Origin of the sequence: Treponema parvum, from assembly GCF_017893945.1 — a bacterium.
In the GTDB taxonomy this organism is placed as follows: Bacteria; Spirochaetota; Spirochaetia; order Treponematales; family Treponemataceae; genus Treponema_D; species Treponema_D parvum_A.
In genome coordinates this window covers 594,203-614,759 of the sequence record NZ_CP054257.1, presented here as the reverse complement: position 1 = coordinate 614,759, position 20,557 = coordinate 594,203, and the positions used below count along the sequence as shown (strand labels likewise).

Genomic DNA, 20,557 nt, shown 5'->3' with positions numbered 1-20,557 from the left:
TTTTACGGCTCTCCTTTTGCCACTTCAACGTCCACACTGTCGACTTCGCGCGCTTCAATCCTTACGCCTAAAGCCTTGAGCCCTTTTTCAACATAATCCGAAGCCTTACAGCGTTTTTCCAAAATTTTAACCCGCGGTTTTGCGGTAAAATGAACGGTAAACGCAAAATTTTTACGAGTATCTATGTGAATCACTTCCATCCCGTCCGGTGCAAAAAAATAGTCCCTGTTCATGATATAGGCTGAAATTCGGCAGCGTTTTATAAAAAGATACTTTGTCTTGGGATCGCGGTACAAGACCGTAAACAAAACGGCGCCGAGAGTTTCCTTGTCCGCAAGCGAACAAAACCACATCTTAGGCCCGACGAACGTTTTTTGGGGAACTTCCATGACGGTGTATATTCCGCTGCCGCGCACAAAAAGCACTCGGTCGTAAGGCGTTACAAGAAGTTTTTCTTCTCCCCCAGAAACGTCGGTCCCCAGATAACCTGTTTTTGCATCGTAACGCAAGGGAATATTGCGCTGAACCACGGATTTTACGTCAACCATATCTATCGAAGTTACTTCTGTGCGGCGTTTTACGGCTTTTGCATCAAGCTTTGCTAGTATTCCGTCCAAATACGATACCGCATATTCGGTAAGATTTTTAAGCAGCCTGTCTATCTCTTTTATGCGTTCCTTTATCGTCTTAACTTCTTCACGGTTTTTATTTATATCGTACAGCGATATGCGCCTGATAGGAATTTTAAGCAGCCGGTCTACATCGTCATGAGTTACCTCACGTATAAGTTCCGCCTTAAACGGTTTAAATCCGTCGATCACGGCTTTTTCTACGGTTTCTGCGGTTTTCATGGTTTCGATGCGTTTATAGATGCGCTCTTCAACAAAGATGCGCTCAAGCGTGCGGGCGTGAAGCCGGTCGATCATTTCGGCTCTCTCAACTTTCAGTTCGTCATGAAGGATACCCGTAAGCTGCTTTGCGTGATACTCTATAACTTCGGAAACACTCATTACGACCGGCATATTGTCGCGTATCACAAGAAGGTTGCATGAAATCGACTGTTCGCATTCGGTAAACGCGTACAGCGCGTCGACGACGTCCTTTGTATACACGCCGCGAGGAAGTTTTATTTCAATGTTTACGCTTTCCGCCGTATAATCGTGAATCGAAGCGATCTTTACCTTTCCGCTTTTTACCGCATTTTCTATTGAATTCATAACGCTTTCCGTAGTACATCCGCAGGGAATTTCCGTTATGCTGATCTTTTTTTCATCTGTCGTGTCCATCTTGGCGCGCATAACGATCTTGCCGTTGCCGTCCCTGTAATCCGAAACGTCCATGAGAGCTCCGGTAGGAAAATCCGGATAAAGGCGGAACTTCTTCCCTAAAAGGCATTTTTTTTCAGCGTCTATGACTTCGCGTATGTTGTGACTCAGTATTTTAGTGCTCATGCCGACGGCGATTCCTTCCGTTCCCATTATGAGGACGAGAGGAAGCTTTGCGCGAAAAACGACGGGCTCTTGGCTGCGGCCGTCGTAGCTCGGCACAAATTGCGTTATTTTAGGACTGTACAAAATATCGCGCGCTATCGGGCGCAGGCGGCATTCTATATAGCGCGGAGCGGAGGCCGAATCTCCGGTATACATGTTTCCGAAATTTCCCTGCTTATCTATAAACAATTCTTTATTTGCAAGGTTCACAAGCGCGGTATAGATGGAAGCGTCTCCGTGCGGATGATATTTCATGCATTGCCCGACCACGTTAGCAACTTTGTGATAACGCCCGTCGTCTACTTCAAAAAGCGTATGCACTATCCTGCGCTGAACGGGTTTTAATCCGTCGACAAGGTCGGGGATAGCGCGGTCACGGATAACGTAGCTTGCATACTGAATAAAATTTTCGTCAAAAATATTTTTTACAAAGGCCATAAAAATTTCCTACAAGTCTTTTACCGGCTCATAAGCCGGCAGTTACCTCTAAAAACGGCAGTTTTCAGAGGCTCCCAAGCATAATATAAAAACATGTCCTGCGCCGTTCCATAAAACCATCCGCCCAAACATGTAAGTCAAGCGTCTATGTCCGCGGAAAGGTGATGCACGATAAAGTCTCGTCTTTCAGGCGTGTTTTTTCCCATATAAAACGAAAGTATTTTAGGAACGTTTTTAAGAGTCTGAATGCTCACCGAAGTTAAATGCATGCCTACGTCTTCGCCGTCGCCGGGTTTGCGCTCGTGTATGAATTGTCCGAATTCTCCAGGGCTTATTTCGCCGAGGCCTTTAAAACGCGTAACTTCCGCGCCCGCTCCCAAAGCCTTCATCTGTTTGTCGCGCGTTTCTTCGTCGTAGCAATAAACAGTCTTTGTTTTGTTTCGCACGCGAAAAAGAGGAGTTTCAAGTATGAAAACGCGCTCTCCGGTAACAAGTTCTTCAAAAAACAAAAGAAAGAACGTTAAAACCAAATTCCTTATGTGAAATCCGTCATTGTCGGCATCGGTCGCAATTATTATCTTTGAATAGCGCAGGTCTTCGACATTCTCCTGAATTCCCAAAGCCATCATCAAATTATACAGTTCTTCGTTTTTGTATATATCTTTTTGTTTACGGCCGAACATGTTTTCAGGCTTGCCGCGCAAGCTGAATATCGCCTGATTTCTTACGTCGCGGCTTCCGACCATAGAGCCGGTTGCCGAATCTCCTTCCGTAATAAAGATCATGGAATCTTCACCGGCTTTTCCGTCTTGGAGGTGATAGCGGCAATCCTTCAGTTTCGGAATTTTAAGTGAGATTTTTTTTGCGGCTTCTCGGGCTTCTTTTTTTACGCCGTTTATTTCAGCATGAGCCTTTTGGTTGCGAATGATCTTTTCTTCAATGCCCGAGGCCGCCGAAGGGTTCCTGCGAAGCCAATCGTCAATGGCAAACTGGACGGCCTTTATTATGGGAGATCGAATTTCCACATTGCCCAGCTTGTTTTTTGTCTGACTGGTAAACATGGGATTGTCTATGCTGATCTTTAAAGCTCCTACAAGTCCGCCTGTAACGTCTTTTATGTCATAGTTTTTTTTGTAAAAATCGTTAAAGCCCTTTGTAAAGCCTTCCAAAAATGAAGTAACGTGGGTTCCGCCGTCTGCGGTGGATTGTCCGTTCACATACGAATACAACGTCTTATCCAGCTCGTTAGTGTGGGTAAAGACAAATTCCAGCATTTCATTTTTAAATGAACAGTAAGGATAAAGAGGAGTTCCGTCCATTTCCTTGTTCAAAAGATCGACGAGACCGTTTTCGCTGAAATATTCTTTGCCGTTGCAAACAATCTTCAGCCCGGGATTAAGATATACGTAGTTCCAAAGGCGCTTTTCCACAACGTCCATGTTAAACGAATATTTGCCGAACATGAGCTCGTCGGGGATAAACTCAAGATACGTTCCGTCCTTTGAACCTTGCGGAACTTTTCCCATCTTTTCGGATTTTTTTACGCCGCGCTCGAATTCCACTACGGCGCATTTTCCGTCGCGCATCGAAGCGGCTCTAAAATAGGACGAAAGCGCATTTGCGGCCTTTATGCCTACGCCGTTCATTCCTATCGCTTGTTTAAAGACCGAATCGTTATATTTTGCTCCCGTGTTCGTCTTTGAAACACAGTCGGCAAGTTTTCCTAAGGGAATGCCGCGTCCATAGTCTCGTATGCGAACCCGTCCGCTTCCGTCTATGGAAATGTCGATTCGGTTGCCGAACCCCTGTGAAAATTCGTCGACTGCGTTGTCGATTCCTTCTTTTAAGAGAATATAAATTCCGTCGTTTTCGTCCGAACCGTCGCCCAGGCTTCCTATGTACATTCCCGGCCGGCGCCGTATATGCTCGAGCCCTTCAAGGTGCTGTATGCTGTCTTCGTCATACACAGCCGTATTAGGCGAAGTTTTTTTGCGGCGAATCGAGTTTACTCCCTGCGCCGCCGATTTTTGCGCCGTCACGTCTACAGCGGCCTGCCCGGACTTTCGCGCCGTTTTGTTTTTTTGTTCCGCATTGCTAATGCTTTTTTGTGTGCTTCTTTGTGCGGCAGACGCCGTCTTATCAGTCTTAGATACGGCGGATTTTTTGTTTTCTTCCACCCTTTTTAAATTTTCCCCACCCATAAGGTACAAGTATACATTAACGGCGGATTTTTTTCAAACCGCGCGCACTGACAGCCGCCGCACGTATGCCGCGGGCAAAAGCGGCGCAGCTCTGCGCCTCCTGTCCGTGCAGCAAAAAACTTTCCCTAAAAGTTGAAATCTGCGGAGAAAAACGGTATGATAAACACATCAGTCATCTTAAGTCAGTCCCGCAATCTATTGTTACGAGAGACTTATGTACGATACCGTAGGTACAGCTCTATCTCCGGCGCGACACAGCGCGCTGCGAACGGCTATACGCCGATCGCGGGCACTGCCGCCGGCGCTTAATGCACAAAACACGAAAAATCACGCTCAAGTACTTGACAAAGATGAAACGCGCCTAATAATGTCGGTCGGTCGGTCGGTCGGTCGGTCGGTCGGTCGGTCGGTCGGTCGGTCGGTCGGTCGGTCGGTCGGTCGGTCGGTCGGTCGCCTAACTCATGCCCGCATAAATTTTCACTCAAACGCACACAACTTTTCTCAACAAATCAAACGCATAAAGGCAGTATTGCGCCCTTGTGCGTTTTTTTATTTTTCCACAGTTTGCCTGTACAGCCGCTTTTGTCTGCAAAGCGGCTGTTCCTACAGAAAAGGAGGTTAAACTCGCAGCTGAAAATGTACAAGGACGTACATTCTTGAGCGGGATTCTTAAGGAATTGCAAGCAAGGCGTAGCAATTCGGAGCCCTTAAGCGTTATTTGGAAGATGGGTTGGGTTTTAGGGGAAGGAAGAAACCGGACAGGACGTCCGCCTGAATAAGACCTGCAAGTTTTCGACAGAAAACTCGGGATAAAAAGCATACACGGACGTATGCTTTTTATCGGGTGTCTTTCGCCCTACCAAAGGAGGTCAGTTGAAGCTCACGGCTCAAATAGCGCCGCTCGCTTCAACGTCGAGTTTTAGGCCTCAGCCTAAAACGTCGCATTATCGGTCTGCACTTTCTCAACTAACGTTTGCGAAAGTGCGTAAAAATTGTTTCTCGGCTTTTGATAAAGTCTGCGAAACAATTTTTAGGAGGTATTTATGCTCAAGTACTCTCTTCGTGAAAACTTACTTACCGCTGCGCCGGACGACTTTATGGCGCAGACGCAGGATGTGCGCTCGTACACGCTTGACGAGATTATCGACTTGATGATGCAAAAAGGTTCCACGCTCACGCGGGCCGACGTTTCGGCGGTTTTGCAGATCTACGGCGAAGTGTGCGCCTCGGTTATTGCCGACGGCTGTGCTTTAAACACCCCGCTTATGAACACCGCCTTGAGCATTTCCGGCGTGTTCAACGGGGCTAACGACGCCTTCGATAAAAAGCGGCACACGGTCAATTTGAACATGACGGCGGGAACTGCGCTCAAAGCCGCAATCGGTAAAATCAGGTGCGAAAAGACGGGAACTGCAAGTACCGACCCGTACATCACCGAAGTTTCCGACATCGTGTCCGGCACGGTAAACACAACACTGACCAAAGGCGGCGTGGTGCAGCTTACCGGCTCACGGCTCAAGTTCGGTGCCAAAGACGCCTCTCAGGGCATTTTCTTCATCCCCGAAACGGGGAATCCCGTTCGTGCAGCGGTTATCGCCGAAAACAAACCCGCGCGAGTTATGGCGATTATCCCTGCGGATTTGGAAGCAGGAACGTACTACATAGAAGTGCGGACAAAGTATGCCAATGCGACAAAACAGCTTAAAACGCTGAAAGTCGGTAGATTTGCCAAACCGCTTACCATTACATAGGGTGCGGAAGACTTACTGCATAGAGTAAGCCGCTCTTACCGCATAAGGTAACTCCGGCTTACCGCATAGGGTAAGTCAAACTTACTGCGTAAGGTAATTGTTTTTCCCGGCCTAGTGCCGGAATTGATAAAGGATTTTATTTATGAGGAGGTCTATATGACAAACTTAGACAACAAAAAGACACGGCGCTTTATGCGCCGGGCGGCGATGTTTGCCGCAGTTTTACTTACAGGTCTGGCGATAAGCTGTTCCAACGGATCGGGTTCAGGAGGAACGCCGGAACCCGATCCCACGCCTACGCCAAAGCCTAAGCACGCCATAACATTCAGCGTGGACAGCACTACGCCAAACGGCACGCTTAAAGCGACAGTTGGCGGCACCGAAATCAATTCGGGCGATAAGGTGGAACAGGGTAAAACGATTGTCTTTACGGCAACACCCGATTCGGGCTACAGGGTAAAGGGCTGGACGCTTGACGGCAACCCTGTAAACGGCACAAACAGTTCCTATTCATTTACTGTAACCAAGGCGGCCGAGGTTAAGGTGAGCTTTGAGAGCGACAGCACGCCGCTTCCGCAGTACGCCGTAACATTCAGTGTGGAAGGCGGGAACGGTACGCTTAAAGCAAAGGCGGACGGAGTTACGGAAACGGAGGCAAGCCCCATAAATGTCGAAAAAGGCAAAACCGTAACCTTTACGGCCTTTCCGGCTGCGGGCTACGAGGTAAAAGAGTGGCAGATATTCGGCACGGGAATGGTGTTTGAAGCGGGTACGGGAACTGCGGGAAACAACACGGCGAAGGTAAATCTTAAAGGCAATCTTATCGTAAAGGTGAGCTTTAAAGTGCAAACGCTTACTTCGAAGCACTTGGTAACGATGGCAGCCGGTGCAAACGGAAGCATAAGTGCCGAACCTGCCCTTCCTGCAGGCGGTATGGTAAATGAGAACACGACTATCGTCTTTACCGCCTCTCCTGATTCAGCAAGCTACACGGTGGACGCGTGGACGATTACGGGCGGGCAGCTCCTTGCAGGCGGACAGGCGGGAAGCAGTACGGCGATGGTAAAAATAACCGAGCCGGTAACGGTTGCCGTGAGCTTTAAGTTAAAGCCTCCTACCACATATACCGTCAGCTTCGGCGTTGCAGGCACTAACGGCACTATAAGCGCAACATACAAGGCGGACGGGACAGCCTTTACTTCCGGCACTGCGGTTGCCGAAAACACCGTACTCGCCTTTACGGCGTCTCCTGATACGGGCTACAAGGTGGAAAAATGGACGGTAAACGGCACGGCCGTCCCGGGCAATATCACAAACACCTATGAGCACACCGTAACACGCGGGGCGGATATACAGGTATCCTTTGTGCCTTCCGTAACTATTCCCGATAATTTTACGCTCTCAAACGGTGCAGAGTACAAGGTAGTCGACAAGGAACAAAAGCATGTAATAATGACAAAGCGGGAAAGCGATGCCGGCGGCACTGTCTATACCGTCAATGTAAAGCCCGAATATTCGGGTATTACATATACCCTCACCGGTTTCAGCAAACAATGTATAAGCGGCTTCGGTTATTTAACCTCGTTGACGGCTTTTGCTTTAAGCGGTGAAACTGCCTTTTTAAGCGTAGACGGCGGCGTTTTATTCGATAAGGCTAAAACAAAGCTGATCCGCTATCCGAACGGTAAAACCGGCACGTCTTATACGGTGCCTACTTCCGTTACGGTACTGGGAGACAGCTCTTTTAAGGGTAATAGCAAACTTACTGCCATTGCATTGCCGACAGGTCTTACAACGATAGAAGACGGGGCTTTGTACGCCTGTTTAAAGTTGAAAACGGTCAATATTCCTTCGACGCTTACTTCCATAGGGAATGCCTTCCTCGGTTACAGCAAGGTGGAAGATGTTAAGATTCCCGAAGGCATTACCAAATTGGACCACATGTTCCTTTACGAATGCACAAAGCTTAAAACACTCGAACTGCCATCTACTCTTACTGAAACGGGAACTAATCTCTGTGTAAACTGCACGGCATTGCAAAGCGTTACCTGTATGGCAGCAACTCCTCCGGCACTGGGAGGCGGAGCTTTTAGCGGCGTAGTCTTAGCCGGCGTAACATTAAAAGTGCCCTCCGCCTCGGTCAGCGCGTACCAAAGTGAATCGATATGGAAGGACTTCAAAAAGCCGTTCGTGGCACTGCCGTAATTTAATGGGTAATGTGTAATTGGTAATTGTTTTGTACCCCGCCTCAAGATGGCGGTGGTACAAACTTGAAAGTTTTAGACGAAGACTAAAACTTTAATCTGTAAAATCATGCAGGATGAAGAAACTTGTAAAACTTTTCTTGAAATGACCTTGGCCGGTCAAATCGGAAAAATAACGCACCTGTCATCGCAAAATGCAATACTCACAGGCTCGGAAGCAAAATCCATACGCTTAGACATTTTGGTCAAAGACGAAAACGGGAAAGCCTACGACATCGAAATGGCGTTTGAAACTACCGCTATCCATGGCGGACGCAGGCGGCTTTTTGCACCTGGAGATTCAGTACAAAAGATAATGCAAGCCGCCTGTTACGGGAGAGCTTCTTCCGCCGAACCGCGCTTTCCCTACCCGTCACACACAACCGATTCATTGAATTCATCCTCTTTTTTTAATATAATTCCTAAAATAATAATCGCCGAGCGCAAACTTAAAACGCATGTAAGGAAGTAAAAATATGGCAAAATATCCCTTTGACACCATCGAAGCCAAATGGCAAAAATATTGGGAAGAGCATAAAACATTTAAGACGGAAGAAGATCCCAACGTTCCTAAGGAAAAGCGCAAATACATACTTGACATGTTTCCTTATCCTTCCGCTCAAGGTCTTCATGTGGGTCACCCGGAAGGCTATACGGCAACCGACATATACAGCCGATTTTTGCGCATGAACGGGTACAACGTCCTTCATCCCATGGGCTATGACGCCTTCGGTCTTCCCGCAGAAAATTATGCAATAAAGACGGGAACGCATCCGCGTACTACTACGATGGAAAACATAGATCACTTTACAAAGCAGATAAAGGCCTTCGGTTTTTCTTACGACTGGGACCGCTGCGTTTCCACGTGCACGCCGGACTATTATCGCTGGACTCAATGGATATTTTTGCAGCTGTACAAAAAGGGGCTTGCCTATGAAGCCAAGACGCCGATCAATTGGTGCCCCAGCTGCATGACAGGTCTTGCAAACGAAGAAGTCAAAGAAGGTAAATGTGAACGCTGCGGAACTTCGGTTACTCACAAAGTGATACGACAATGGATCTTAAAGATCACTTCATATGCGGACAGGCTTTTAAAAGATCTTGACACGCTTGATTGGCCTGAGTCGGTAAATCTTATGCAAAAAAACTGGATAGGCCGCAGCACAGGCGCAGAAGTGAATTTTCACATAGCGGACAAAGACGGAAAAGAAACAAAAGATTTTTTGACGGTCTATACGACGCGGCCCGACACCCTGTTCGGAGCTACGTACATGGTAATCTCGCCCGAACATCCGATGGTAGAAAAGCTCACTTCCGCAGAACAAAAAAAAGCCGTAAGCGAATATGTTGAAGCGGCTTCAAAAAAATCCGATCTTGAAAGGACCGACCTTAACAAGGATAAAACAGGAGTTTTTACGGGAAGTTTTGCGATCGATCCCGTAAACGGAAATAAAATTCCTATATGGATCTCGGACTATGTTCTTATCTCATACGGAACGGGCGCGATTATGGCCGTTCCGGCGCACGACGAGCGCGACTGGGATTTTGCCAAAAAATTCGCTCTGCCCGTAATCAAAGTTGTAGCTTCAAAGGAAGAAATCGCTTCTTTAGCGGGCGGCGATGAAAAAAAAGGTCTTGAAATTTTAAATGAGGCCGCTAAAGATCCTGAAAAATACAAGGCTCTTGCTTCTGCACACAACGATGTTTTTGCAGCGGCGGAAAAATGCACGGCTGCGGACGGATACTCGATAAACAGCGGGCAATTTACCGGCATGGACACTCGCAGTTCAATAGAAAACATTATCGCATGGCTTGAACAAAGAGGTATAGGTAAAAAGGCCGTAAACTACAAACTGCGAGACTGGGTTTTCAGCCGCCAACGGTATTGGGGAGAACCGATACCCCTCGTTCATTGTCCTGTATGTAAAACAGTCCCCTTAGATGAAAAAGATCTTCCGCTTGAGCTGCCCGATGTGAAAACATATCAGCCTACGGGAACGGGAGAAAGCCCGCTTGCAGGAATCGACGATTGGGTGAACTGTAAATGTCCCAAATGCGGAGGGCCGGCAAAGCGTGAAACGAATACCATGCCGCAGTGGGCCGGGTCATGCTGGTACTATCTTCGCTACATAGATCCTCACAATACAAAGTCGCTTGCCGACGTGGAAAAAATAAAATACTGGATGCCGGTCGATTTATATGTGGGAGGCGCGGAACACGCGGTTTTGCACCTTCTTTACGCGCGTTTTTGGCACAAGGTGCTCTACGATTTGGGAGCGGTAAATACGACGGAACCGTTCCAAAGGCTCGTAAATCAGGGAATGATCACGTCTTTTGCGTACCAAAGGGCTAATAAGTCCTTAGTCCCCGTAGACAAGGTTGAAGAAGTTGCCCCCGGCATATATGAAGACAGAGAAACTCATGAAAAACTTGAGCAGGTTACGGCAAAGATGTCAAAATCGCTTAAAAATGTTGTAAATCCCGACGATATGATAAGGCAATACGGAGCGGACAGCGTGCGCATGTATGAAATGTTCATGGGCCCGCTTACGATGTCAAAACCTTGGAATACGCAGGGGTTAATAGGAATAAGCCGTTTTCTTGAAAAAGTATGGTCGATAGGCGAAAAACCCTTAAGCGAAACGGACATCACTCTGCCGCTTACTGACAAGCGCATTGCCGACGTACGCAAACTTTACGCGCAGACGGTAAAAAAAGTCACTTCCGACACGGAATCTCTTAACTTTAATACGGCGATTAGCCAGATGATGATCTTTATAAACGAAGTTTCAAAATTGGATTCCATACCGCGCACGATGTGGGAAGGCTTTGTAAAAATGCTAGCCTGCTACGCTCCGCACATAGGCGAAGAGCTTTGGCAGATCATGGGGCATGATAAAACGATCGCTTATGAAAAATGGCCGGAATTCAGCGAAGACTACTGCAAAGAAGGTTCCAAGACAATCGTAGTTATGATCAACGGAAAATTGCGGGATAAATTCGACGCTCCTCCGGGCGCTCCCCAAAAGGATCTGGAAAATAAAGCTTATGCGACGGAGGGCGCCCGTAAATTCATGGAAGGCAAGACTATAGTAAAAACCGTAGTCGTTCCGGACAAGCTCGTAAATATCGTAGTAAAATAATCGAGATGCAGTATATTTTTTATAATCCGCTTGCAAACAACAAAAAAGCAAAAAAAGACCTTTCTCTGATCGCCTCGCTCTTAACGGAAAACGACGTTTCCTTTTTTGACGTAACTCAGGAAAAAAATGTAAAAAGTCTTTTGGTGGAATTGTCCCCCAAAGACACTGCCGTCATCGCAGGCGGAGACGGAACCCTGCACCGTTTTGTTAACATGATCTACGATGACTTCGGCTCTCCTTCTTCAATCCATGCAAAGCTGCTTTTTTTTCCGTCTGGATCAGGAAACGACTTTATGCACGATATTCATCATTCCAAAGAAAAAAAACTTATCGACCTTAAAAAATATATTGAAAACCTGCCTTCCGTAAGCATAAACGGCAAAATTCATCACTTTATTAACGGAACCGGAGCGGGACTTGACGGCTGGTGCTGTTATGAAGCCGAAAAAAGCAGGCAAAAAAGCGACAAACCGATCAACTACACGCTAATCGCCGCAAGGGGGCTCCTTTACGCATATAAGCCTTTTTCGGCTACCGCAGTGGTGGACGGAATTCCGCACCGCTATAACGACATATGGCTTATTTCTTCCATGAACGGGCGCTATTTCGGCGGCGGAATGAAGGTTGCCCCTGAACAGGATCGGCTGGCCAAAGACAAGACCGTGAGCTTTGTAGCGGCGCACAGTCTAAAAAGGCGTCAAACATTTAGGATATTTCCGGAATTTCTTTCGGGAAAATACGTGCGCCGAAAAAACTACATAGATGTGATTCCCGCAAAAAAAATCACCGTAACTTTTGACAACCCCGTTACGATCCAGATCGACGGGGAAGCGTTTCCGAACGTAACTTCCTATTCGGTGGACTGTGTTCGGTAGGCCCTTATTCGGAAGGCGGCGGGCTACGGAACCGCGGCGTCCGCAGCTGAAACATCATATAGATCTGTACGCGTGGATAAATTCCAGCATAAACTGCTGTATTCCGCCGAACCATTTATTTTGAAAGGCGCACGCTTCCTTTCCGATATAGCGGAAATGCCAGCTTTCCCAGCGGTATCCTGTAACATGTTCGTACCCGTCGGGAAAAGAAAGCGACCATCCGTATTGCGACGCATGAGCGTTTACCCATCTGCCGGCCTTGGTGTCTGCAAAACTGTCATCGATCGAACCGAAATCCACCGTCGTCCCAAGCTGATGCTGGCTCGTTCCCGGTCTGGCGCTTTCCCGGTCCGTAACTTCCCGTCCCTGCAGTTTTACAAGACGGTCATATACCGCTCTCTGATAATCGTATGAGCGGTAGGCGGAACTTACAAGCAAAGTGACGGAGTCCTTTTTTGCCGCCTGCGCCATAATGCGCAAATTTTCTTCCGCTGTAAGGCGCAGTTGAAGGCCTTTTCTGTTTACGGAATAAGCGTCATTTTGTTCCAGAGTTACAAGATCTTTCGGAACATAGGAAGCTCCGAGCGAGTGCGTTTTGTCGCATAGAACAAGAAGTCCCTCTTTATCCGCGTCTAAAACTTTTTGCAGATCCGCCAAAAACTCTTCAGGATCGCCGTTCGGGATCGCGTTACGGGCGTCTTCGCTGAGCATCGCAAAGGCCTTTGCAAGTTTGGCTTCCGATTGTTTCATGGGTACGGATTCGGCGTAAGATTTTTTGCAGCCGCCCGCAGCGAACAAAAAAACAACTATCAGTATGGAAAATCTTTTTATCATTTCAACCTCATAACAAAATCATACCGCTTCGTTTACGGATGCGATCACCGAAAGCAGATCAAAAAGCCCCGTCTTTTCCAAAGAGCGGAGGACGTTTTCGGAAGGATTTAACATGTATAGGGTATGTTCCGCTTTAAGAGCGTCGCTAAACACCGCAAGAAGAAGCCCCGTTCCTGCAGAATCTATATCCGACACTTGAGAAAGATCAAGAACTACGTTCGACCTTGAAATTTTTTTATACAGGACAGACCTGACCGCGTCGATCGTATAAAACGTAAAAGCGCCGCGCAGTTCATACAAGGTGAAATTCGATTCCGTCCTTTCGCTCATTGAAAGCTTTTCCATACGTCACCCCTCCGCCTGTCCGTTCGAATCGCTTCTCAAAACCAATGCGGTTATGTCGTTTGAAATTTCTTCGGGCATAAAAACCGCAAGCTGGTTGAGTATGTGCCGGATAATCTGATCCGCAGGATAAAAATTCCTTTCTTCTATACAGAGGCGGATCCTCTCTCCGCCGAAGGATTCTCCCCGAACCGAACGCGAGTCGATAAGACCGTCCGTACACATAAACACGACGTCTCCCCTGTGCAACTGCCGCTCTTTAACTGCAATACGCTTATGTATGTCTTTTAAAACTCCAAGCACGCAGCCCTTGCCTTCGATATCCGTAACATTGTGAAGTTCGGCAGAATACAAAAATATCGCCGGAACGCCGCAGTTGATATAGCGTATTTGTGTTTTTTTAAGATCGGCAAAAAGGAAGGCGCCTGAAAAAAAAGTTTCCTTAGGCAAATTTTCAATTATAAAGGAATTGACTTTGTCGGCAAATTCAATGAGCCCTCCGCCGTGCAAATTATTTTTTGAAACATAGGTTCGTATAAAATTCCTTAATATAACCATATTCATGCTTGCGCTTACGCCTCTGCCGGCAAGGGCGCCAAGCACAAAAAAATGCTCATCGTCCGACAGCTTTATCATGTCTACAAATTCTCCGCCGATTTCGCGGGCGGCAAGCATCCTGTAAGAAACGTCCATCCTGCTTTGATCGGGAAGATCCATGTTCTGCCTGATCGAAGTTATAATCTGAGACGACAGGCTTACTTCGCGCGCAAAAACGCTCAAAATCGACTTATTCGCGGCATTTTGGATAAAATAGCTGTAAACGAAAAAATATGAGTAAAGGTCAGAAAAAGCGATTCTGTCGTAGGAATTATAGCCGTGACCGTTTATTTTTTTGCCCAGTAAAAAAACGCCGGACACATGAAGCCCCTCGTGCATAACGATAAGAGCTTCCGAAGCCGAACGGCGAAACAGACTTGAAAGAGTTTTACTAACTCCGTCCAAGCGGGCGTCGGTTCCTGCGTCCGAAGCAAAGACAATTTCTTTTCGGATTTCGGCAAGAAAATCAAAAAGCTTAACATCGTCGGCGGAAAAGCGAAAATTCGTCTCGTTGGAACTGTAAATCACCTTCATCTGAGAAGCGGATTCAGGGATCACGACTAAAACATTTCCGGCATAAGCGTATTTTTTAAAAAGAGAGGCTATGTTCATGGTAATGACGGACGGCTCTTGCTTATAATCCAGTGAAGCTATTTCATTTTCAAAATCCGCCTTATAACGGTCGGCAAGTCCGCCTGTTTTGAACCTGAATTTATCATTAGCCCAATACGCAAGATTTATAATTCCTAAAACATAAAAACCGAAAAACACCCACGCGAACGGAGGCGATTTTTTATATATCGAACATACGGGAATATACATTAAAGCGCAAAGCAGGGAAGGAAGAATGAAGCGCAAAAACACCGACGCAAAATCCACGATAAAATAGCGTCTTCTGAACAATCCCGTTATCTTTTCGGATTTTATAAGCGTCAAAAGCGCACAGACATAAAAAGGAACTGTAAAAACAATAAAACTTACGTCACGCCGGCATGCAAACCGGACTAAATACCATCCTATCCATAAAAAAAACATGGCCGCAATGTTAAAAAAAGCCTTTTGAATTTTCAATACGTTTTTTCCTGCGGCAAAAAACATGGCGGCTGCGGAAATTAAAGGCAGAATTACGCGGTAAGTAATGATCATCATTTCGCCCGGGAAATTCATATTTTTATGAGGCGCCGCCAAAAAACAGGAAGCCGTAACTTTATAGAAATTTTCCATAGCCGGCGGAGAAAGCCGTATGGAACCGCCTACTATCTGAAGGACTTCCAGCAAAAGTAAATTCCCCGATGCAGCCCTAGACACCGTAACGGAAACGGGAAGCATAACTACAAAAACAAGCGATAAAAGATACAGCGTATGGCGCAAACGGGCAAATATCTTACAGTTTTCCGTTATGAGGTGAGAAAAAAAATAAAGGGATATGTTTATGTAAAAAAAGCTTTCCATGAGCAGTAAAAAGCGGATAAGCAAAAATTCAAAGATATGTAAGTTTTTCTGAAAATAATACAGAGCGGTCTGCCCCACCGCCAAAGACGCGGCAAAAATAAAAGCGCACGTGCAGGACTCGGATAAAAGAACAGGCGTTTTCAAACGCACTCCGGCGTTGTTTGAAAGTATCAAAAAAAGATAAGCGACGGATATAAGCGTTATCAAAATAAAGATCACTGTTTTCCTCCGGTCGATACCTTAACCGCAAGCATGGCAATATCGTCATGCAGCTTGTTATTGCAGAATTTTTGTACGAGATGCATGACCCTTTTCAAAAAATCGTCGGGCGATAAAATGCTGCTTTCTTTTAACATTTCAAGATATATTTCCGTGCCGCCCAGATCTTCGCCGCTCTTGTTCTTCACTTCGGAAACTCCGTCGGAAGCTAAAAACAAAACGTCTTCCTGCCTCAAGGCGCATACGTCGACGTGAATTTCTTCCAGATCAATAATTCCCAAGATGGAACAATTCGGGTTAAGTCTTTTCATGCTTATTCCGTCTTCATTCCTGAAAAAAATCATGGCGTCGTCTACGGAAGCGTTTACATATTTAAGGCTCATATCTTCAGTATCGATCAAGCCGATAAATAAAACCGTATATTTATCCTGAAGGCGCATTTCTTTTATCGAGTGATCGATAGCCTTCACTATGGCCACCAAATCTTCTTTATCTTCAGCGCTTTTTACAGTATTCATAGCGATTCCCATTATTAGAGCCGAAGCGAGCCCTTTGCCGGAAACGTCGCCAAGCAAAACTATGGCTTTTGTCTGAGAGACGGGAAGCATAGAATAATAATCGCCTGAAACGTTTATCAGAGGTTTAAAAAACGAAGCGGCTTTTAATCCTTTTATTTCGGGCATTTTTTGCGGTAAAAAATAACGCTGTGTTTCGGCGAGCTTTCTCCATTCCCGCGACAGTTCGGAAATTTTTTCCATTTCCGAAATAATTTTGGTGTGATTCTGGAAACGCCGCATTTCATACAGCAGAACGGGATAAACCGCGCTGTCAAAGCGTTGGGCAGAGCTGCCTATGATAAAAAGGTGATAAGTCCCTACGCAGCACAAAATGCCGAACGAGCCTGCGCTCTTATGTTTTAAGCCGAATTTTCTGTCTAAAAAATAAATGCCGTCTTCCCACGTATAGGGAAAATTATGCTGCAAAATCTTTGTTATATGAGGCGAAGATGCAATGCGGTCGGGACTGTTGTAAAGAACATAGTTTTGTGCGCTGTCTATGTAGATAACCGAACAGCCGCCCTGTATTTCAAGGATGTCCGCGGAAGCGGAAAAAAAATCGTCATAAGAATAGCAGTTCCTAAGAGACTTGACAAACTGCAATAGGACGGCGGTTTCGCCGCCGCTTAATCCCCTGTTTTCGATAAAGGTAATGGAGCGGACGAGTATTTTTCTTTTTAAGCTAAGGACAAGGCATATACATGCGCTTATTAAAATGACCGTAAAGTTTTTTGAAAAGTTAGCCGCGTGATGAGGAAAAATAAAAAAAGCTATTATGACGGACAAGACCGCCGCAGTAAAATTGCATATCGCCCTGATAAATTTAGCCTGAGTCCTTATCATCAAGCCTCCAGCGCAAAAAATTTTAAAGACGGCACATATTAAGCGCGATTAATATGAGGGCACCCTGAAAAAAATCGTCAAAAGCGATTTTTCGAAATCTCTCTTCCGAAAATAATACACTATCTTCCTAAAGAAGACAAAGGCATAAGACTGGGAGACGTCGTCGCTCCTTCCATTTTCAGATACTCTTCAAGGAGCGCTCTCTGCTGGCTCGACATGCGCTGGGGAATCTGAACCATTATCTTTACATAAAGGTCTCCCTTCCTTGTAGAACCCGTAAAAGGCACTCCTTCCCCTTTTACGCGCAAAACTTTGCCGTGAGGCGTTCCCGCGGGAATTTTTATTTCAATTTTCTTTTCGTCAAGGGAAGTTATATTTATCGTCGCGCCTATGGCGGCTTGAACCATGGTTACAGGAACGGCGCAATAGAGATCCTGCCCGTCTCGCTCAAAGTAGGGGTGCCGTGCGACATGTAAAAAGACGATAAGATCTCCGGACAGTCCGCCGTTCGCGCCTGCGTCGCCTTGGTGAGGAATGGTAATGCGTTTTCCGTCGTCAACGCCTGCAGGAATGGAAAGAGTCATCTTTTTGCTTTTTACCTGCACGCCGCTTCCGTGACAAAGAGGACACGGATTTTCAATTATGGTGCCGCTGCCGTTGCAGGTTGGACAGGTTTGCTGCACGGCAAAAAAACCCGCGCTTCTGCGTATTTGACCTTCTCCGCCGCAAGAAGTACACGTCTTTTTGCTTGAACCTGCGGAACAGCCCGTGCCGTGGCAAGATTCGCAAATTTCATTGTGCTGAAACTTTATTTCTATTTTTGTACCGTAAACAGCGTCTTTAAAGCCCAGGTCAAGGTCGTAGCGGAGACTGCTGCCCTGCGCAGGATCCGAAGAGCTCGTCCGCTTTGAAGAACCGCCGAAGCCCCCGCCGAAAATATTTTCAAATATGTCGCTGAAGCCGCCGCCCATTCCGCCGAACAAGTCGCTGAAATCGTGAAACGCATGCGAATATCCCGTTCCGCCCTGGTTCATACCCTCTACGCCGGCAAATCCGTATTGATCGTAAAGAGGCCTTTTTTGATCGTCGGACAAAATTTCATAAGCTTCCGTCGCTTCACGGAATTTTTCTTCGGCTTCTTTATTTCCGGGATTGCGATCCGGGTGATATTTTACTGCAAGTTTTCTGTATCCTTTCTTTATATCGTCTTTAGATGCGCCTTTTTCTACGCCCAAAACTTCGTAATAATCACGTTTAGCCATTAATTCTAACCTTTATTTAAATGCGCCGCCGGAAAAAGATTTGAGCTTTCACGGAAGACGCATTCGTGCGCTTTTTGCGCACAGATAATTAAAAAATTATATCACAAAACAAAGATAAAAAACACCCCGGCGTCGGCCGACGCACTGTCAAACCGATGCCGAAGGTGTTTTTCCGATAAAACCTTTTACTAGACGAAAACCTTATTTTTTATCGTCGTCATGAACTTCGTATTCGGCATCGTCCGCCTTACCCTTGTCAAAGCCGGCTGTTCCGCCCGCATCGGAAGTTCCTGAAGCGGAAGTTCCGCCGTTTTCAGCGCTGCCGTTTGTTCCGCCCGGCCCGCCTTGAGCGGCCCCTGCAGCCGATTGCTGTTTATAAACTTCTTCGGCAATCTTGTACGAAGCCTGTTTGAGCGCTTCGGTTTTAGCCTTAATGTCTTCGACATTGTCGCCCTGTAAGGCGGCTTTAAGAGCGGCCACAGCGTCATCGATCTTCTGCTTTTCGGCAGGAGAAACCTTATCGCCCAATTCTTTTACGCTCTTTTCCGTAGCGTAAATAAGGCTGTCGGCTTCGTTTTTAGCGTCAACGCCTTCTCTTTTCTTTTTGTCGGCTTCGGCGTTAGCTTCGGCATCCTTGACCATTTTTTCAATTTCGGATTCGCTTAAACCGCTGGAACTCGTAATTTGAACATGCTGTTCCTTACCGGTTCCCAGATCCTTTGCCGAAACATGCACAATGCCGTTTGCGTCAATATCAAACGTAACTTCTATCTGCGGAACGCCGCGGGGCGCCGCGGGAATACCTACCAGATCAAAGCGGCCGAGCGTTCTGTTCTGATCCGCCATTTCGCGCTCACCTTGAAGCACGTGGATCGATACCGCAGTCTGACCGTCAGCAGCCGTAGAAAAGATTTGACTCTTTTTCGTAGGAATTGTAGTGTTGCGCGGAATGAGTTTTGTAAACACTCCGCCCATAGTTTCAATTCCGAGAGAAAGCGGCGTAACGTCCAGCAAGAGCACGTCTTTAACGTCGCCTCCGAGAACGCCCCCTTGAATTGCGGCTCCGACAGCAACGGCTTCGTCAGGGTTTACGGCGCGGCTTCCTTCCTTGCCGAAAATGGACTTAACTATTTCCTGCACCTTGGGCATACGGGAAGATCCGCCTACGAGCAAAACTTCATCGATTTTGTCGGCCGTCAGTCCCGCGTCCGCAAGAGCCTTGCGGCACGGTTCCTTTGTAGCTTCAAACAGATCTTCGGTCATCTGCTCAAATTGAGCGCGAGTCAAAGTCTTCTGCAAATGCTTAGGAGTACCGTCCACGGCTGTGATAAACGGAAGATTTATGTCCGTGCTTGTCTGGTTCGTCAAGTTGATCTTTGCGTTTTCAGCGGCTTCGCGCAGACGCTGCATAGCCATGGAATCGCCTGAAAGATCGATTCCCGTATCTTTTTTAAACTCCGCAATGAGCCAATTTATTATCCTTCGGTCAAAGTCATCGCCGCCGAGGTGAGTATTACCGTTTGTGGATTTCACTTCAAAAACACCGTCGCCGAGCTCAAGTATGGAAATATCAAACGTACCGCCGCCCAAGTCATAGACGGCAATTGTCTTTTCCTGCTTTGAGTCCTTGTTAAACCCGAACGCCAAAGAAGCGGCCGTCGGCTCGTTTATGATTCTTTTTACGTCGAGGCCTGCGATTTTACCGGCGTCCTTTGTAGCCTGGCGCTGAGCGTCGTTAAAATAGGCGGGAACCGTAATGACGGCTTCCGTAACTTCCTGTCCCAGGTAATCTTCCGCCGTCTTTTTCATCTTCTGAAGAATAAAGGCGCTTATTTCCTGAGGACTGTACTGCTTTTTCGTTCCGTTTTCATCGATCTCTACACGACAGTCGGAACCGTTATCTATGACTTTGTAGGGAAGTTTTGTAGCCTCGCCCTGAAGCTCGTCAAACCTGTGCCCGATCAAGCGCTTTATCGAATAAACCGTGTTTTTGGGGTTAGTGACCATCTGGTTTTTAGCGGGAGCGCCCACAATGCGCTCTCCCTTAGAAGTAAAACCTACGATCGACGGCGTAGTGCGTCCGCCTTCCGAGTTCTGAATAACGACGGGCTCGCCGTTTTCCATAACCGCAACACAAGAATTAGTTGTTCCTAAATCAATACCAATAATCTTACCCATATCCTGTTCTCCTATTGTAAACAAAGATCCGATCGGATCCTCTCACATTTTTATCAATAATTTTTATAAAGGACCGTCAGTCCGCATAACTGAAAACCGCTCTCAGCCGTTCAGCGTTTGTCCGCCGCAAGC

General features: G+C 46.7%; 13 protein-coding genes. 5 read left to right on the top strand and 8 right to left on the bottom strand.

Features of this window, described 5'->3' with window-relative positions:
* Positions 1–2: 2 nt before the first annotated feature.
* Positions 3–1,928, bottom strand: coding sequence for a DNA topoisomerase IV subunit A (locus HRI96_RS02770; RefSeq protein WP_210118006.1), 1,926 nt, complete (start codon positions 1,926–1,928; stop codon positions 3–5).
* A 137-nt stretch (positions 1,929–2,065) separates the two neighbouring features.
* Positions 2,066–4,129 carry a toprim domain-containing protein gene (locus HRI96_RS02765; protein ID WP_210118005.1) on the bottom strand — a complete coding sequence of 688 codons (2,064 nt, stop codon included), beginning with the start codon at positions 4,127–4,129 and terminating at the stop codon, positions 2,066–2,068.
* 1,043 nt (positions 4,130–5,172) lie between these two features.
* Here HRI96_RS02765 and HRI96_RS02755 point away from each other — a divergent pair.
* The 5 genes from HRI96_RS02755 to HRI96_RS02735 all read left to right on the top strand — a co-directional run bounded on the left by HRI96_RS02755 (position 5,173) and on the right by HRI96_RS02735 (position 12,141).
* Positions 5,173–5,880 carry a DNA-binding domain-containing protein gene (locus tag HRI96_RS02755; RefSeq protein WP_210118004.1) on the top strand — a complete coding sequence of 236 codons (708 nt, stop codon included), beginning with the start codon at positions 5,173–5,175 and terminating at the stop codon, positions 5,878–5,880.
* A gap of 156 nt (positions 5,881–6,036) precedes the next feature.
* Complete coding sequence (locus HRI96_RS02750; RefSeq protein ID WP_256729281.1) at positions 6,037–8,085, top strand: InlB B-repeat-containing protein; 2,049 nt, start codon at positions 6,037–6,039, stop codon at positions 8,083–8,085.
* A gap of 108 nt (positions 8,086–8,193) precedes the next feature.
* Positions 8,194–8,595 (top strand): hypothetical protein, encoded by a 402-nt coding sequence (locus HRI96_RS02745; RefSeq protein ID WP_210118711.1) that lies wholly within the window; start codon positions 8,194–8,196, stop codon positions 8,593–8,595.
* Between the two features lie 4 nt (positions 8,596–8,599).
* Positions 8,600–11,266: a leucine--tRNA ligase gene (leuS, locus tag HRI96_RS02740; protein ID WP_210118003.1), complete on the top strand. Its 2,667-nt coding sequence runs from the start codon at positions 8,600–8,602 to the stop codon at positions 11,264–11,266.
* 5 nt (positions 11,267–11,271) lie between these two features.
* Positions 11,272–12,141, top strand: a complete 870-nt coding sequence (locus HRI96_RS02735) for a diacylglycerol/lipid kinase family protein (protein ID WP_210118002.1) — start codon at positions 11,272–11,274, stop codon at positions 12,139–12,141.
* Between the two features lie 54 nt (positions 12,142–12,195).
* Here HRI96_RS02735 and HRI96_RS02730 read toward each other — a convergent pair whose 3' ends face one another.
* The 6 genes from HRI96_RS02730 to dnaK all read right to left on the bottom strand — a co-directional run bounded on the left by HRI96_RS02730 (position 12,196) and on the right by dnaK (position 20,425).
* Entirely contained in the window at positions 12,196–12,975 is a 780-nt protein-coding gene (locus HRI96_RS02730) for a M15 family metallopeptidase (protein ID WP_210118001.1), read from the bottom strand.
* Between the two features lie 18 nt (positions 12,976–12,993).
* A complete protein-coding gene (locus tag HRI96_RS02725; RefSeq protein ID WP_210118000.1) occupies positions 12,994–13,320 on the bottom strand; it encodes an STAS domain-containing protein in 327 nt (108 codons plus the stop codon).
* Positions 13,321–13,323: 3 nt separating this feature from the next.
* Positions 13,324–15,585, bottom strand: a complete 2,262-nt coding sequence (locus tag HRI96_RS02720; RefSeq protein ID WP_210117999.1) for a PP2C family protein-serine/threonine phosphatase — start codon at positions 15,583–15,585, stop codon at positions 13,324–13,326.
* The gene (locus HRI96_RS02715; RefSeq protein ID WP_210117998.1) at positions 15,582–16,985 is read right to left on the bottom strand and encodes a PP2C family protein-serine/threonine phosphatase; all 1,404 of its coding nucleotides are present in this window, start codon (positions 16,983–16,985) and stop codon (positions 15,582–15,584) included. Before HRI96_RS02715 ends, HRI96_RS02720 begins: the two co-directional genes overlap by 4 nt.
* Before the next feature lie 119 nt (positions 16,986–17,104).
* A complete protein-coding gene (dnaJ, locus tag HRI96_RS02710) occupies positions 17,105–18,247 on the bottom strand; it encodes a molecular chaperone DnaJ (protein WP_210117997.1) in 1,143 nt (380 codons plus the stop codon).
* Between the two features lie 201 nt (positions 18,248–18,448).
* Entirely contained in the window at positions 18,449–20,425 is a 1,977-nt protein-coding gene (gene dnaK / locus HRI96_RS02705; protein ID WP_210117996.1) for a molecular chaperone DnaK, read from the bottom strand.
* Positions 20,426–20,557: the final 132 nt, after the last annotated feature.